The following is a 13,539-nucleotide window of genomic DNA, read 5'->3' on the forward strand; positions in this document are numbered from 1 at the left end:
GGGGCATATTGGGAGAACAATGAAGCCATGGCGCGCCTGACCTCTCGGTTCTGGGTGGATGCCTATTTGGCGCGGCTGCGGCTGGCGGATATTCCGGCCTTTGTCGTGGCGCATGGCGATGACACTGGCGGTGCGGTGTTGGTCAAGTTGAACACGCTGGACGGTCAGTGCGTGTTGTTTCAGCGGTCTTTTGATCTGATGTCGGACACGCGCGTCTGGGCCACGCTGGCCGAGGGTGCAGAAGCGGATGTGGATGCGGCCATTGCGCGGCAGCGGGGGTTTGATCCGGATGTCTGGGTGATCGAGGTTGAGGACCGGGCCGGGCGGCATTTGCTGGATGAGCCGGGGTTGACCTGAGATGGAGTGGCGCGACACGGGCATTTTGTTGAGTGTGCGCCGTCACGGTGAGACCAGCGCCATTATCGATGTGTTCACGCCGGATCGTGGGCGGCATGCGGGCGTTGTGCGCGGTGGCACCAGTCGCAAGATCGCCCCGATCCTGCAGCCGGGTGCGCAGCTTGACGTGGCGTGGCGGGCGCGGCTGGAGGATCATATCGGCAGTTTCGCCGTTGAGCCGGTGCGCAGTCGGGCCGCCTTGGTCATGGGGGATCGTTTGGCGCTGGCCGGGTTGAACGCGGTCACGGCGCTGTTGGCGTTTTGCCTGCCCGAGCGCGAGGCGCATCTGCCACTTTATCGCCGGACGGAGCAGTTGCTGGACCTCTTGGGGCAGAACGAGGTTTGGCCGCTTGCCTACCTGCGTTGGGAGTTGGCATTGCTGGAAGAGATGGGGTTTGGTCTGGACCTGTCCTGCTGTGCGGTGACGGGTGGTGTGGATGATCTGGCCTATGTGTCGCCCAAGTCCGGGCGGGCGGTGTCGCGCGCGGGCGCCGGGGATTGGGCGCAGCGGTTGTTGCCCCTGCCGCCGGTGTTGCGGGGTGAGGGCGATGCGCCGGACATCGAGATTGCGCAGGGGTTCGAGACCACGGGATATTTTCTGGCGCACCATTTGGCGCCGGATCTGGGCCAGCGCCCCTTGCCCGAGGCGCGGGGGCGGTTTGTGGACGCGTTCAGCCGGGGCTTGTGAACTTCATCTCCTGGCCTGCGTCGTTGCGCAGGAACAGCGTGTAGGGTCGGACCTCGGATTGGGTCATGGCGGCAAAGGCCGTGAAGAACCGCGTTTCGGCGTCGAGGTCGGGGCAGGCCCGTTTGGTCGCGGCGATGGGCGACAGTTCGAACCACGGATAGGGGACCAGATTTGTGGTGGTAAAGCTGTTGCAGGGCGCTTGGCCCGCGATCGGACCGCCGTCGGCAAATTCCAGCGTGACGCGCGCGTCAAAGGGTGCGCCATCCAGTTCCACCAGCGTCCATGTGACGCCACCGGCCCCGTAGCGCGCGACGGTTTCATCCGCCTCGCAGGCGGGGATCAACCCCACCAGCAGCAACGCAGACAGGCGGATCACTTGAGCGCCATCACCAGATCGACCAGCGCGGCAAAGGCCACCAGCGCGTCACCATCGTCCGAGTGCATCTGCTTGAGGCCCACCAACGCGCCGTAGGCCGCCTTGGCAAAGTCCTCGTTCGTGACGCCGATGCCGGACATCAGGGCGATCAGGCGGGTCATGCGGGCAGCGTCGACCTGGGCCACGGCCTTGGACACGGTGGCGTCGGCGTGCGCCCATGCGCGCAGTGCGGGGCCTGCGGTGTCTTCCTGTACGGATTGGCCAAAGCGGATCATCTTGTCCGTGTCGGACCCGTCCATGCCTGCATCCGTTTCCAGTTGCGTCAGGGCGCGTGCCTTCCACTCGGCCAGAAGGGCCTCTTGAAAGGCGGGGACGTCCTTGAAATGCCAATAGAACGAGCCCTTGGACGTTTTGAGGTGCCGGGACAGGGGTTCTGCGCGCAGGGCCAGGGGGCCCTCTGCGGTGAGCTGTGCCAGACCGGCGTCGATCCATGTTGCGGGGGAGAGGGGTGTCTTTGCCATGGGTCCGCGATACGTCCGAGTATGCTGGGGCGCAAGGGAAAGGCGGGGCGGGGTCCGGTTTGGGCGCTTTGTCGCACATTCCGGCGGCGGGCATGCGCAGATTTGCGGCAGGGTGGGACGCGGTCAGAACGCGGACAGCACCGCGAGCCCCACCACCAGCAACATGGAGGCAGCCATGGCGTAGTTCACTGTTCTTTGGCGGGCGGGGGGCAGGTTGAGGGCCTTGAGCCGTCCGCCGAACCAGACCCAAAGCACGTGGATCGGGATCCAGACCGCGTTTACGACAAAGAGTTTCCACAGGGCCTCGGCCACCAGCGCGTCCGGAAAGATGGAAAAGCCGGAAAAGAGGGCGGTGTTGACGGCGTAGGCCTTGGGATTGATCGGTTGCAGCAGGATGCCCGCCAGCACACCGGGTTCGGACGTGGCGGGCTGAAAGGCCAGTTTCGAGCCGGCGAAGGCGATGCGCAGCGCGAGGTAGAGCAGGTAGGCCGTCGACAGCACAAAGAGGGCGGTGCGGATGACCGGATCGGCCAGTACCAGCGCGGCCAGACCAGAGACGACGGCGAGAATCACCAGGTTGTTGCCGATGAACAGGCCCAGCACATAGCGCAGGCCCGGCTGCATCCCGTAGGCCGCACCCACCCCCGCGGCGGACAGGACGCCGGGACCGGGTGTGATGATCAGGAAAAAGACGGCAGCGGCAAAGGCGATCATGCGCCCAGATTCAGGGTTTTGCCGACCACGTCAATGGGCGCGCATGGTGGAACACGCGCGCCCGAAGTTTTGTTCACCCGAGCAGACGGCGGGCGATGACCTGAGCCTGAATTTCGGCGGCACCTTCAAAGATGTTGAGGATGCGGGCGTCGCACAGCACGCGGGAAATCTTGTATTCCAGCGCAAAGCCGTTGCCGCCGTGGATTTGCAGCCCGTTGTCCGCAGCCGCCCACGCCACACGCGCGCCGAGCAGTTTGGCCATGCCCGCCTCGACGTCGCAGCGGCGCCCCTCGTCCTTTTCAAAGGCGGAGAAGTAGGTGAGCTGCCGCGCGACCATGATTTCGACCGCCATCATCGCCAGCTTGTTGGCGACGCGGGGGAAGTTGATCAGGGACTTGCCGAATTGTTTGCGGTCCAGCGCATATTGCATCGAGATGTCGAGCGCGGATTGGGCGACACCGATGGCACGGGCCGCTGTCTGGATGCGCGCGGATTCGAACGTTTCCATCAACTGCTTGAAGCCTTTGCCCTCTTCGCCGCCCAGCAGGTTTTCACCCTTCACATGGAAGTTGTCGAAGCCCAGCTCGTATTCCTTCATGCCGCGGTAGCCCAGCACTTCGATCTCGCCGCCGGTCATGCCCTCGGTGGGGAAGGGTGCCTCGTCCGTGCCGGGCGTCTTTTCGGCCAGGAACATCGACAGACCTTTGTAGTTGGTTGTGGCGGGATCGGTGCGCGCCAGCAGGGTCATCACCTGCGTCCGGGCGGCGTGGGTGATCCAGGTCTTGTTGCCGGTGATCTTGTAGTCGCCGTTCTCGTCCTTGACCGCGCGGGTGCGCAGGCTGCCCAGGTCAGAGCCGGTGTTGGGTTCGGTAAAGACAGCCGTGGGCAGGGTTTCGGCGCTGGCCAGTTGCGGCAGCCATTTCTGTTTCTGCTCTTCGGTGCCGCCCGCAATAATCAGTTCAGCCGCGATTTCGGACCGGGTGCCGAGCGATCCGACACCGATGTAGCCGCGCGACAACTCTTCAGAGACGACGCACATCGACGCTTTGGACAGGCCAAAGCCGCCGTATTCCTCGGGGATGGTCAGGCCGAACACACCCATTTCGGCCAGTTCCTCGATCACCTCCATGGGGATCAGTTCATCGTTGAGGTGCCAGTCGTGGGCAAAGGGTTCGACCTTGTCCACGGCGTAGCGGCGGAACTGTTCGCGAATCATTTCCAGTTCGTCATCCAGACCGGACGCGCCAACGGTGATTTCGGCGCTGCGTTCCTGCATCAGCTCAACAAGGCGCATCCGCGCGGCCTGTGTGTTGCCGGATTGGGTCAGGGTCATCACGGCGGGGTCCATCATGCCGCGCATGTCGTCCTGGGTCAGGCCCATGTCCTGCAGGCGCAGCACTTCGCCCTGGTTCATCTGGATGCCGCCATAGACCTGCCAGAGGTATTCGCCAAACGTGATCTGGAGAATCAGCGCCTCGACCTCGCCAAATTTGGACTGAGCGTCGAGGTTGGTGGCCCATTTGTGCATCTGGCGCAGCGATTCCGTGTAGGTCGCGAGCCATGCGAGGCCGTGGGCGGCGGTCTGGTGTTCCTCAACCAGCGCGCCCGAGACGCGACCATCAACGCTGAGTTGTTCGCGCAGGCGGGTGCGGGCAAGCTCTGTTATGGATTCGACCGGGGCGATGGCCTGTCCGGTTAGAGCAAGAAGATCATCAAGTAATATAGGTGTCATTCCACCCAAATCCTGTCCGTCATGTGCCATGGCGCTGCTCCCTGTTCGCGGTGTCACGCCTGACTATCTACTTTGCAGGTGCAGCGCAATTAATATTCATTCTACTGCGGCCATTTGTTCTATTCTTGCGCGGGTATTCCGCTGCATTGCGGCGCACGGCGGCAGGCCTATCGCTGTTGATCGCGTACTATAGTGCAACAGACATGCGTCTGGCGCCAAGGGAATTGGGGCGATGCAGCGGGCAAGTGATGTGGTGGAGATCGGGAAAGATGTCCGCCCAGCCTGGAGGTATCACACGGGCCATTCTAGGCCACAGGCTGAGCGAAACATCATATAGTGCAATGAGATAGGCACCTTTGGCACGGTCCCGGCCGTGCCGTGAAGACAGGGAACAGGCCCCTGCCGCCGGTGTTTCAGGACGCGCGGCGGGCCACGGTCAGGCCGGACACGTCTTCGATGAACGTCACTATACGCGACTTGATCTTTTCATCTTCGATGGCGGCCAGCGCGTTCACGATGTCCATGCCGTTGTCGCGGCGCGGCGCGGGATCGGCATCCAGCAGACCTTCGAAGAAGTAGGACGTTGGGACGTCCAGAATGCGCGACAATTCGAACAGGCGGCTGGCTGCGATCCGGTTGGATCCGATTTCGTATTTCTGGATTTGCTGAAAGGACAGTTCCAGGCGTTTGGCCACATCGGTCTGCGACATGCGGCGCAGCGTGCGGATTTGCTTGAGACGTTTTCCTACGTGGACGTCGACGGGATGCGACATGAAATGGTTACCTCCGGTTGTTTCAACCAGAGTGATCGGCGATCCGCGATATTGGTTCAATTGAGAAGATATAACTCAGAACCACACGTAAATGTTGCATTGTTGTATGATTGGTTTACCCTTATGGTGTTACCAGTCATACATTGAGGCACTGCGTGAACGCTCCTTTGACCAATCTTGCGGATACAAACCACCCTCTGTTGTTCGAGATGATCCGCTCGTTCACGACGCTGGCGCGCACGCTGAACCTGTCGCATGCGGTGTCGGAGTTGAACAGCACGCGCCAGACGGTGCGGCGGCACATTGCACAGCTTGAGGTGATGCGCGGTCAAAAGCTGTTTCGGGTCAATGACAGGCGGTACGAATTGACGTCAGCGGGGGATGCGGCGTTGCCTGAGGCGCTGGATCTTTTGATGCGGTCCAAGGTCTGGTCGCGCGGTCAGACGGGGTCGCATGGCGCGTTGCAATACCTCAAGGCGCGCGAGGGCGACTGGGTGTTTTACCAGCAACAGCAGCCCATGGGCAGCATCTGGTCCGACGAATCGGTTCTGTTGCGCGAGACGTACCGCGCCTGGATGATGGCGGCGTCACAGATCGAGAGCCCGGCGTTGGCCCATGTGCGCCCCTATCTGATGGTGTATCGGCACGGCGAGGCGGGGTGGATCTGTGTCGAGTTTGGCGAACAGTCGGCCTATGTGAACTGGTTCGGGCGCGACTATGCCCGGTCCAGCATCGGTCGGCCGATTGCCCGCCTGCCCGCGGGCGAAGAATTTGGTCGGATGCTCGACCAGTCCTTTCACGACATCCAGACCACGCAAATGGCGCGTCTGGACCACGTTTATACAAGGATGCCCGAGCGTTACGACGAACGGCAGGCCACGATGGTCTACCAACGTCTGATGATGTCAGGGTTTTTTCCGGATGGCTCGCCTGCGGTGATGACACTGGTTGTGCCGACGGCAAAGGTGAATATCGCCGACCTCGAGGACGAACAGCGGGACGCCATCACCGACATTGTCCCCCCGAACTTCGACCCGGCCAACGCCGTTTTCGAGGTCGCTGCAAAGGAGTGGCAATAGGGCGCATTAAGCATCACCACCTTTACGAGAGATAATTACGGGTAATTTTCATCGCATTGTTCTAAATTTGTCCTGTGTGGCAAAGGAGACATGGGATGACGATTCAATTTTCGGGAAATGCGGCCCCGTTCATAGCGACCAGTCGCGATATTCTGGTGGCGCAGGGCATCAAGCTGACCATCGGGACGGATTTCGAGGAATATCGGGATATCGTCGCCGAGGAGCGCCCGATGCAAAAATTGGGTGCCCCCTTTGATCCGTCGCAGCACAGCCTGACATCGGCCAATGCGTTCTGGCTGATTGGCCGATCCGAAGACGGGACGTTGATCCACACGCAAGCGGCCAAGCGCATCCGTCTGTCGGGCCGTCCGCTCAGCAGTTACCTCTTGCGCCAGTTCCGGGCATTTCCGCCGCCCCTCAAAGGCGTTGATCAGCGTCGGTCGCGGTTCCGCGCGACCCCAGGCACACACCGGATCGAGGGTACGGTCGCGTATCACGGCGAATTCTGGGTGGCCCCGGAACGTGGCAAATACCGTGGCGTCGGATTGGCACCGGTGCTTGGCCGTACGGGCATGCTCGAAATGATGCAAAAGTGGGACCCGGACTGGATCTACGGGTTCATCCTGAACGTGGTGGCGTTCAAAGGGTTCGCAGCCCGCATCGGGTATCTGCATCTTGAGCCGAGCGTTTTGAAATGGGTGGTCGATGGGCGGGACGCGCCGATTGACACGTTCCTTGCCTACAACAGCCGCGAAGACCTGGAATACCTGTTGGATATTCCGCTCAACGACGTCTTGCCGGAAGCGGCCTGATGAAAGACTGCCAGAGGCTGCGACATGCGGCCTCTGGCGTGGTTGTTCAGCCAATCGCGGCGGCGCGCACGTCGTCGTCGATGTGGGGCAGGTACTGGGCAAAGTTGTTCGAGAACATGTCCACCAGCTTGGCCGCCTGTGCGTCATAGGCCGCACCATCATCCCAGGTGCGGCGCGGATCGAGCAGGATGTCCGCCACGCCCGGCACCGACACCGGCACGTCAAAGCCAAAGTTGGGGTCCTTGCGGAATTCACCCTTGGCCAAAGTGCCGTCCAGCGCCGCGGTGAGCAGCGCGCGGGTGGCGCGGATAGGCATGCGGCTGCCTGTGCCGTAGGCGCCGCCGGTCCAACCGGTGTTCACCAGCCAGCAGGTTGCACCGTGCTTGGCGATCTTGTCTTGCAGCAGTTTGCCGTATTCCTCGGGACGGCGCGGCATGAACGGCGCGCCAAAGCAGGTGGAGAACGTGGGCTCAGGCTCGGTCACGCCGCGTTCTGTGCCTGCTACCTTGGAAGTAAAGCCAGAGAGGAAGTGGTACATCGCCTGCGCAGGCGTCAGGCGCGTTATCGGAGGCAGCACACCAAAGGCGTCGCAAGTCAGCATGATGATGTTCTTGGGGTGACCCCCCAGCGCGCTGGACGACGCGTTCGAGATGTATTCCAGCGGGTAGGCGCAGCGCATGTTGGCGGTCAGGCTGTCATCCTCGAAATCCAGTTCCATCGTGTCGGGGTTATGGACCATGTTTTCGATGACCGTGCCGAATTTCTCGGTCGTGGCGTAGATTTCCGGCTCTGCCTCGGCGCTCAGGTTGATCGTCTTGGCATAGCAGCCACCCTCGAAGTTGAAGGTGCCGCGGTTTGACCAGCCATGTTCGTCGTCGCCAATCAGCGTGCGACCGGGATCGGCAGACAGGGTCGTCTTGCCGGTACCGGACAGGCCAAAGAACACGGCCGTATCGACAGGGTTGCCGTGCGCGTGGTTGGCCGAGCAGTGCATCGGCATCACGCCTTTTTCCGGCAACAGGTAGTTCAGCAGCGTGAACACGGATTTCTTGTTTTCACCGGCGTATTCCGTGCCGCCGATCAGGATCATCTTGCGGTCAAAGTTCATCGCGATCACGGTTTCGGACCGGCAGTTGTGCTTGGCCGGGTCCGCCTGGAAGGACGGGCAGTTGATCACGGTGAAATCTGCGATGAAGTCGGCGAGGTCCTCGGCATCGGGACGGCGCAGCATGTGGCGGATGAACAGGCCGTGCCAGGCCAGCTCTGTCACCATACGCACGTTGATCGAATAGGATGGGTCCGCACCGCCCACGAGGTCCTGAACGTAGTATTCGCGCCCTTTCATGTGGGCGATCATGTCTTCGTAGAGGGCGTCGAACCCTTCGGGCGTCATTGCGGCGTTGTTTTCCCACCAGATGTGGTCTTCGACGCTGGGCGTTTTGACGACATGTTTGTCCTTGGGCGAACGACCGGTGAACTTGCCAGTGGTGACCAGAAACGCGCCGCCCTTGCCCAATGTGCCCTCGTCACGGGCCAGGGCCCGTTCGATCAGCGCGGGTTCGATCAAGTTATAATAGACATCGCCCAGCCCTTTGATCCCTTGATCTTCGAGGCGGAACTGCGGGTTTACCCGTCCAAATGTCATGTGAACTCTCCTGATGCCGCGCTGCGGCTTTGGTGTCAGAGGTGGGGCATGGCGCCCGGAAACGACATCATGTCGCTCCGTTCCGGCGTCTTAACATGCGGATTCTGCACATGAACAGATGGGGGACCTCAGGTTAGCGCCACCATGACGACCGGTTGCGCAAACAGGGTTTCCATTAGGCACACTCAGGACGCGAATGTGCGGCAATTTAGCCATTCCTAACCAATTTCTGGCGAGTCTAGGGCGGCAATCACGCCCTGATTCGCACTTATTGATTGATTCGAAAGGCCAAAAACGGAACAATGGCGGAAAAATCAAAAATAACGAGCAGCACAAGGAAACAGGCAATGTCAAAGATTGCATTGGTGGATGACGACAGGAATATCCTGACGTCCGTCTCCATGACTCTCGAAGCCGAAGGGTTCGAGGTCGAAACGTATAACGATGGTCAAGCCGCTCTCGACGCATTCAACAAGCGTCTGCCGGATATGGCTGTTCTCGACATCAAGATGCCGCGCATGGACGGGATGGACCTGCTTCAGCGGTTGCGGCAGAAAACCACGATGCCGGTGATCTTCCTGACGTCAAAGGATGATGAGATCGACGAGGTGTTGGGCCTGCGCATGGGCGCCGACGACTACGTCAAAAAGCCGTTTTCCCAACGGCTTCTGGTGGAACGCATCCGCGCGCTGTTGCGTCGTCAGGATGCCGTGGCCGGGGATGTGGTTGGCGACACCGAAGAGACCAAGGTGATGGAACGCGGCGATCTGCGCATGGATCCGTTGCGTCACGCGGTGTCCTGGAAGGGGCGCGATGTGTCCCTGACGGTCACCGAATTCCTGCTGTTGCAGGCACTGGCACAGCGTCCGGGTTTCGTAAAATCGCGGGATCAGTTGATGGACGTCGCCTATGACGATCAAGTCTATGTGGATGACCGGACCATCGACAGCCACATCAAGCGTTTGCGCAAGAAGATGCGCAGCGCGGACGATGATTTCTCTGCGATTGAGACACTGTACGGCATCGGCTATCGTTACAACGAAGACTAGGACGATGCCGGAATGGCTCTGGTCGAGGGGACCATCATGCGAGACATGAGCACCCCACCATCGCGCGACGGAGATGTCGTGCTGGGTGAGGATTGGGTGGCGCCGGAAACAGCCAGCTCCTCAGAAATGAGGGATGGTCGCGCCCGGCGCGGCCTCATGTCGTTGGGGGGATCGCCTCTGGCGCGCAAGATCATCACATTCAACCTGATTGCGTTGAATGTGCTCGTCGCCGGTATCCTGTACCTCAATTCGACCCGCGACAGTCTGGCGGTGCAACGCATCTCCGCCCTTGTGGCGCAGGCCGAACTGGTGGCCGACGTGATCGAGGCCAAACTCCCCAGCGGATCGCCCGTCGATCTGGCCACGGGCGACGCCATCGACATGGAGGCCACGCTGGCCGAGATGGACGTCCGGGAACGGCACGAAGTGTTCGTGTTCGACACGCAGACGGACCTCGTGGCCCAGACGCAGGGGACGTTGGCGCCGCTGCAACCCACCAACGAGGGCGAAGATCTGGCGCTGCTGACGGATAGCCTGAGCTGGGTCTGGAACATCGTGTCGCGCCCCTTTGCGTCCGAACCCGAAGACACCCCATCTGTCGAAGACCAGTTGCGCCCGCTTGTGGATCGGTCATTGGCCGGCGAAACGCAGGTGAGTGAAGGCATCGACGGCGCGGGTGGGGCGCTGTTCAGCGTCGTGACCCCGATCCAACTGGACGGTGCCGCCGTTGGCGTTGTCGCACTGACCAGCGCCTCAGGCGAAATCGACGCGATGGTGCGCAACGAACGCGAGCGGGTGCTACAGATGTTTGTGATCGCAACGCTTGTGTCCATCGGCCTGAGCCTCGTGCTGGCCTCCACCATTGCCAACCCGCTGGCTGATCTGGCCGCCGCGGCCGAGCTGGGCCGGGACAAGAACGCGCGCAAGGTCAATCCGGGCCGCATCCGCATCCCCGACCTGACTGCGCGGCCCGACGAGATCGGACGCCTGTCCGGTGCGTTGCGCGGCATGATCGCGGCGCTCTACAACCGCATTGACGGCAATGAACAGTTCGCGGCCGACGTGGCGCACGAGATCAAGAACCCGCTGGCATCCCTGCGGTCTGCCGTTGGCACGTTGCGCATGGTCAAGCGCGACGATCAGCGCGAAAAGCTGCTCGATGTGATCGACCATGACGTCCGACGCCTGGACCGTCTGGTGAGTGATATTTCCAACGCCTCGCGGCTCGACAGTGAGCTTGTCAAAGAGGAAGAGGAATCCTTTAACCTGCTCACAATGCTGGGCAATCTTGGCCAGTACCTCGGCGAAGATGCGCGCGGCAAGGGGATCGAATTTATCACTGATCTGCCAGACAATCCAATTGATGTGCAGGGCCTCGAGGCGCGATTGGCGCAGGTTTTTGTCAACCTGATCACCAATGCGATTTCCTTTTGCGAGGATGGCGACGCGATCCGCATCTGGGCGCGCAAACGTGAAAACCGGGTACTTGTCGTCGTCGAGGACACCGGCCCCGGCATTCCGGATCAGGCCCTGACCAAGATTTTCAAACGCTTCTACAGCCAACGTCCCGAAGAGCATTTTGGCAACAATTCCGGCCTTGGCCTCGCGATTTCGAAACAGATCGTCGAAGCGCATGGCGGCGTCATCTGGGCCGAAAACATTCGTCCCACCGATGCCGACATCACGTCTGAACCGCTGGGCGCGCGCTTTGTCGTGGGCCTGCCCGTCTGATCGGGCATGGTCGAGACGCTGCGTGTCCATGCCAGTGCCGTCGCGCTGGGGGATCGGGGTGTCTTGATCACGGGCGCGTCGGGGACGGGCAAATCGTCGCTGGCCCTCTCGCTCATGGCCTATGGCGCGACGCTGGTTGCCGATGATCAAACGGACCTCTGGACGCAGGATGGCGCGCTTTGGGCGCGTGCGCCGCACACCATCGAAGGGCTGATCGAGGCGCGCGGCACAGGCCTTTTGACCGCAGAGGCATCGCCCGCACGAATGGTCGTCGTGGTGGACATGGACAAAACCGAGCAAGAGCGCCTTCCACAATGGCACGAGGCGCGCTATCTCGGGCATGTCCTGCCCGTTCTGCACAAAGTCGAGAGCCCCGCTTGGCCGGCGGCGATCCTGCAATATCTCAAGGGTTCACGAAGGGATCCGCATTGACCCAAGCCCGCCGCCTTGTTCTTGTCACTGGCCCATCCGGGGCAGGACGATCCAGCGCCATCCGCGTTTTGGAGGACCTGGGCTATGAGGCCATCGACAACATGCCGCTGCGCCTGATCCGGGCGCTGTTGGACAACCCGATGCCGGACAAGCCGGTCGCCCTCGGGATTGATCCGCGCAACCGGGATTTCTCGATCACGGCGATCATGGACGCGATGGGGCAGATTGCGGCGCTGCCGGATGTTGTGCCTGAGCTTTTGTACCTCGACTGTGGCACGGACGTGCTGTTGAACCGGTTTTCGGAAACGCGCCGCAGGCATCCGCTGGCCGAGGCCGACCGGGTCGAGGCGGGCATTCAACGCGAATTTGAGCTGCTGGCCCCGTTGCGCGCGCGTGCGGACGTGTTGATCGACACTTCCGATCTGAATGTGCATCAGTTGCGGGCAGAGGTGGAACACTGGTTTTCACCAGGCGATCACAGCCAGCTTGCCGTGTCCGTTCAAAGTTTCAGCTACAAACGCGGTCTGCCCCGGTCGGTGGACATGGTGTTCGATTGCCGGTTCCTGAAGAACCCGTTTTGGGAGCCGTCGCTGCGCAGCGGCACCGGCCTGGATGCGGCGGTGCGCGCGCATATCTGGACCGATCCGCGCGCGCCCGAGTTCGAGCGCAAAGTGCGGGAAATGGTGCTGTGGTTGCTGCCCGCCTATCTGGATGAGGGCAAGTCGCATCTGTCGGTCGCCTTTGGCTGTACCGGCGGGCAACACAGGTCGGTTGCAATGGCAGAAACTCTGGCAGCGGCCCTTGCAGAGGCGCGCTGGCAGGTGTCTATTCGGCATCGCGAACTGGATCGCCGCAAACGGGAAGAGGCATCAGCTTGATCGGAATCGTGATCGTGGCCCATGGCGGGCTGGCTGGCGAATACCTCAAGGCCATCGAACATGTCGTTGGCGCCCAACCCGGTGTGCGCGCCATCGCCATTGAGGCCGATCACAACCGAAAAGACAAAGAAGCAGAGATTTGCAAAGCCGCGGATGACGTTGATTCCGGCGATGGCGTGGTGCTGGTCACGGACCTTTTTGGCGGATCGCCCTCAAACCTGAGCCTGCTGGCCTGCCGTCCGCAGGATAGGCGGATCCTGTATGGTGCAAATTTGCCCATGCTGATCAAACTCGCCAAAAGTCGCCAGATGGGCGTGGCGGATGCGGTGCGGCTGGCGTTGGACGCGGGCAAAAAGTATATCGACACACAGAATGTAAGTGCAGACAGATAGATTATGACCCAACGCCGACTTGAAATCGTGAACATCAAGGGCCTGCATGCGCGCGCCTCTGCCAAGCTGGTCGAAGTCGTGGAGGCGTTCGACGCCCAGGCCACGGTGGACAAGGATGGCATGTCTGCATCAGGCGACAGTATTATGGGCCTTTTGATGTTGGCAGCACCGATGGGAAGTTTTATTGACGTTGAAACCTCGGGTCCAGACGCTGACGCACTGGCCGAGGCAGTGTCGGCCCTGGTGGCGGACAAGTTCGGAGAAGAGGCCTGAGCCGTCGGTGGACCGCGCGGCTGGGCAGAAGAAGGTGGCGCACCCTTG

Annotated in this window: 16 protein-coding genes; 10 read left to right on the forward strand and 6 right to left on the reverse strand. The window is 61.3% G+C overall.

The features are described 5' to 3' along the window. Positions 1 to 27 precede the first annotated feature (27 nt). Both Q0936_RS13250 and recO read left to right on the forward strand, forming a co-directional pair. Positions 28 to 357, forward strand: coding sequence for a DUF1491 family protein (locus tag Q0936_RS13250; protein WP_299294970.1), 330 nt, complete (start codon positions 28 to 30; stop codon positions 355 to 357). 1 nt (position 358) lies between these two features. Beyond that, positions 359 to 1,084 carry a DNA repair protein RecO gene (recO, locus tag Q0936_RS13255; protein ID WP_299294967.1) on the forward strand — a complete coding sequence of 242 codons (726 nt, stop codon included), beginning with the start codon at positions 359 to 361 and terminating at the stop codon, positions 1,082 to 1,084. Here the strand turns inward: recO and Q0936_RS13260 are convergent. From Q0936_RS13260 to Q0936_RS13280, 5 genes are all read right to left on the reverse strand, one after another. Further along, on the reverse strand, positions 1,068 to 1,460 hold the full coding sequence (locus Q0936_RS13260) for an META domain-containing protein (protein ID WP_299142586.1): 393 nt from the start codon (positions 1,458 to 1,460) through the stop codon (positions 1,068 to 1,070). The two genes, recO and Q0936_RS13260, sit on opposite strands and share 17 nt — an antisense overlap. Next, the gene (locus Q0936_RS13265; RefSeq protein WP_299142583.1) at positions 1,457 to 1,981 is read right to left on the reverse strand and encodes a TetR/AcrR family transcriptional regulator; all 525 of its coding nucleotides are present in this window, start codon (positions 1,979 to 1,981) and stop codon (positions 1,457 to 1,459) included. The genes Q0936_RS13260 and Q0936_RS13265 overlap by 4 nt, the downstream gene beginning before the upstream one ends. A gap of 123 nt (positions 1,982 to 2,104) precedes the next feature. Beyond that, the gene (locus tag Q0936_RS13270; protein ID WP_299165147.1) at positions 2,105 to 2,695 is read right to left on the reverse strand and encodes a LysE family translocator; all 591 of its coding nucleotides are present in this window, start codon (positions 2,693 to 2,695) and stop codon (positions 2,105 to 2,107) included. 73 nt (positions 2,696 to 2,768) lie between these two features. Next, on the reverse strand, positions 2,769 to 4,457 hold the full coding sequence (locus tag Q0936_RS13275) for an acyl-CoA dehydrogenase family protein (RefSeq protein ID WP_299294964.1): 1,689 nt from the start codon (positions 4,455 to 4,457) through the stop codon (positions 2,769 to 2,771). A 383-nt stretch (positions 4,458 to 4,840) separates the two neighbouring features. Further along, positions 4,841 to 5,200, reverse strand: a complete 360-nt coding sequence (locus Q0936_RS13280) for a helix-turn-helix transcriptional regulator (protein ID WP_299142575.1) — start codon at positions 5,198 to 5,200, stop codon at positions 4,841 to 4,843. Positions 5,201 to 5,355: 155 nt separating this feature from the next. Between Q0936_RS13280 and Q0936_RS13285 the strand changes: the two genes are divergently transcribed. Further along, entirely contained in the window at positions 5,356 to 6,279 is a 924-nt protein-coding gene (locus Q0936_RS13285) for a LysR family transcriptional regulator (RefSeq protein ID WP_299142572.1), read from the forward strand. A gap of 95 nt (positions 6,280 to 6,374) precedes the next feature. Beyond that, entirely contained in the window at positions 6,375 to 7,091 is a 717-nt protein-coding gene (locus Q0936_RS13290; RefSeq protein WP_299294961.1) for a hypothetical protein, read from the forward strand. Positions 7,092 to 7,137: 46 nt separating this feature from the next. On the opposite strand, the gene Q0936_RS13295 is transcribed toward Q0936_RS13290, so the two are convergent. Then, positions 7,138 to 8,736 carry a phosphoenolpyruvate carboxykinase gene (locus Q0936_RS13295; protein ID WP_299142567.1) on the reverse strand — a complete coding sequence of 533 codons (1,599 nt, stop codon included), beginning with the start codon at positions 8,734 to 8,736 and terminating at the stop codon, positions 7,138 to 7,140. 347 nt (positions 8,737 to 9,083) lie between these two features. On the opposite strand from Q0936_RS13295, the gene Q0936_RS13300 reads away from it, so the two are divergent. The 6 genes from Q0936_RS13300 to Q0936_RS13325 are packed head-to-tail and all read left to right on the forward strand — an operon-like array spanning position 9,084 to position 13,491. After that, a complete protein-coding gene (locus Q0936_RS13300; RefSeq protein WP_299142564.1) occupies positions 9,084 to 9,785 on the forward strand; it encodes a response regulator transcription factor in 702 nt (233 codons plus the stop codon). A gap of 36 nt (positions 9,786 to 9,821) precedes the next feature. Next, positions 9,822 to 11,516, forward strand: a complete 1,695-nt coding sequence (locus Q0936_RS13305; RefSeq protein ID WP_299294959.1) for a sensor histidine kinase — start codon at positions 9,822 to 9,824, stop codon at positions 11,514 to 11,516. A 6-nt stretch (positions 11,517 to 11,522) separates the two neighbouring features. Continuing rightward, positions 11,523 to 11,948: an HPr kinase/phosphorylase gene (locus Q0936_RS13310; protein ID WP_299294957.1), complete on the forward strand. Its 426-nt coding sequence runs from the start codon at positions 11,523 to 11,525 to the stop codon at positions 11,946 to 11,948. Continuing rightward, on the forward strand, positions 11,945 to 12,826 hold the full coding sequence (gene rapZ, locus Q0936_RS13315; RefSeq protein WP_299294955.1) for an RNase adapter RapZ: 882 nt from the start codon (positions 11,945 to 11,947) through the stop codon (positions 12,824 to 12,826). Before Q0936_RS13310 ends, rapZ begins: the two co-directional genes overlap by 4 nt. Next, a complete protein-coding gene (locus Q0936_RS13320) occupies positions 12,823 to 13,218 on the forward strand; it encodes a PTS fructose transporter subunit IIA (RefSeq protein WP_299142554.1) in 396 nt (131 codons plus the stop codon). The genes rapZ and Q0936_RS13320 overlap by 4 nt, the downstream gene beginning before the upstream one ends. Before the next feature lie 3 nt (positions 13,219 to 13,221). Beyond that, on the forward strand, positions 13,222 to 13,491 hold the full coding sequence (locus tag Q0936_RS13325) for an HPr family phosphocarrier protein (RefSeq protein WP_299142552.1): 270 nt from the start codon (positions 13,222 to 13,224) through the stop codon (positions 13,489 to 13,491). Positions 13,492 to 13,539: the final 48 nt, after the last annotated feature.

The sequence above is a fragment of the uncultured Tateyamaria sp. genome, from assembly GCF_947488715.1.
In the GTDB taxonomy this organism is placed as follows: domain Bacteria; phylum Pseudomonadota; class Alphaproteobacteria; order Rhodobacterales; family Rhodobacteraceae; genus Tateyamaria.

Bases quoted from the DNA above. Each gene is read 5' to 3' on its own strand.
- Q0936_RS13290 (WP_299294961.1), top strand. From the start codon at position 6,375: ATGACGATTCAATTTTCGGGAAATGCGGCCCCGTTCATAGCGACCAGT.
- Q0936_RS13265 (WP_299142583.1), bottom strand. From the start codon at position 1,981: ATGGCAAAGACACCCCTCTCCCCCGCAACATGGATCGACGCCGGTCTG.
- recO (WP_299294967.1), top strand. From the start codon at position 359: ATGGAGTGGCGCGACACGGGCATTTTGTTGAGTGTGCGCCGTCACGGT.
- Q0936_RS13275 (WP_299294964.1), bottom strand. From the start codon at position 4,457: ATGGCACATGACGGACAGGATTTGGGTGGAATGACACCTATATTACTT.
- Q0936_RS13325 (WP_299142552.1), top strand. From the start codon at position 13,222: ATGACCCAACGCCGACTTGAAATCGTGAACATCAAGGGCCTGCATGCG.
- Q0936_RS13310 (WP_299294957.1), top strand. From the start codon at position 11,523: ATGGTCGAGACGCTGCGTGTCCATGCCAGTGCCGTCGCGCTGGGGGAT.
- Q0936_RS13280 (WP_299142575.1), bottom strand. From the start codon at position 5,200: ATGTCGCATCCCGTCGACGTCCACGTAGGAAAACGTCTCAAGCAAATC.
- Q0936_RS13270 (WP_299165147.1), bottom strand. From the start codon at position 2,695: ATGATCGCCTTTGCCGCTGCCGTCTTTTTCCTGATCATCACACCCGGT.
- Q0936_RS13300 (WP_299142564.1), top strand. From the start codon at position 9,084: ATGTCAAAGATTGCATTGGTGGATGACGACAGGAATATCCTGACGTCC.
- Q0936_RS13250 (WP_299294970.1), top strand. From the start codon at position 28: ATGGCGCGCCTGACCTCTCGGTTCTGGGTGGATGCCTATTTGGCGCGG.
- Q0936_RS13305 (WP_299294959.1), top strand. From the start codon at position 9,822: ATGCGAGACATGAGCACCCCACCATCGCGCGACGGAGATGTCGTGCTG.
- Q0936_RS13295 (WP_299142567.1), bottom strand. From the start codon at position 8,736: ATGACATTTGGACGGGTAAACCCGCAGTTCCGCCTCGAAGATCAAGGG.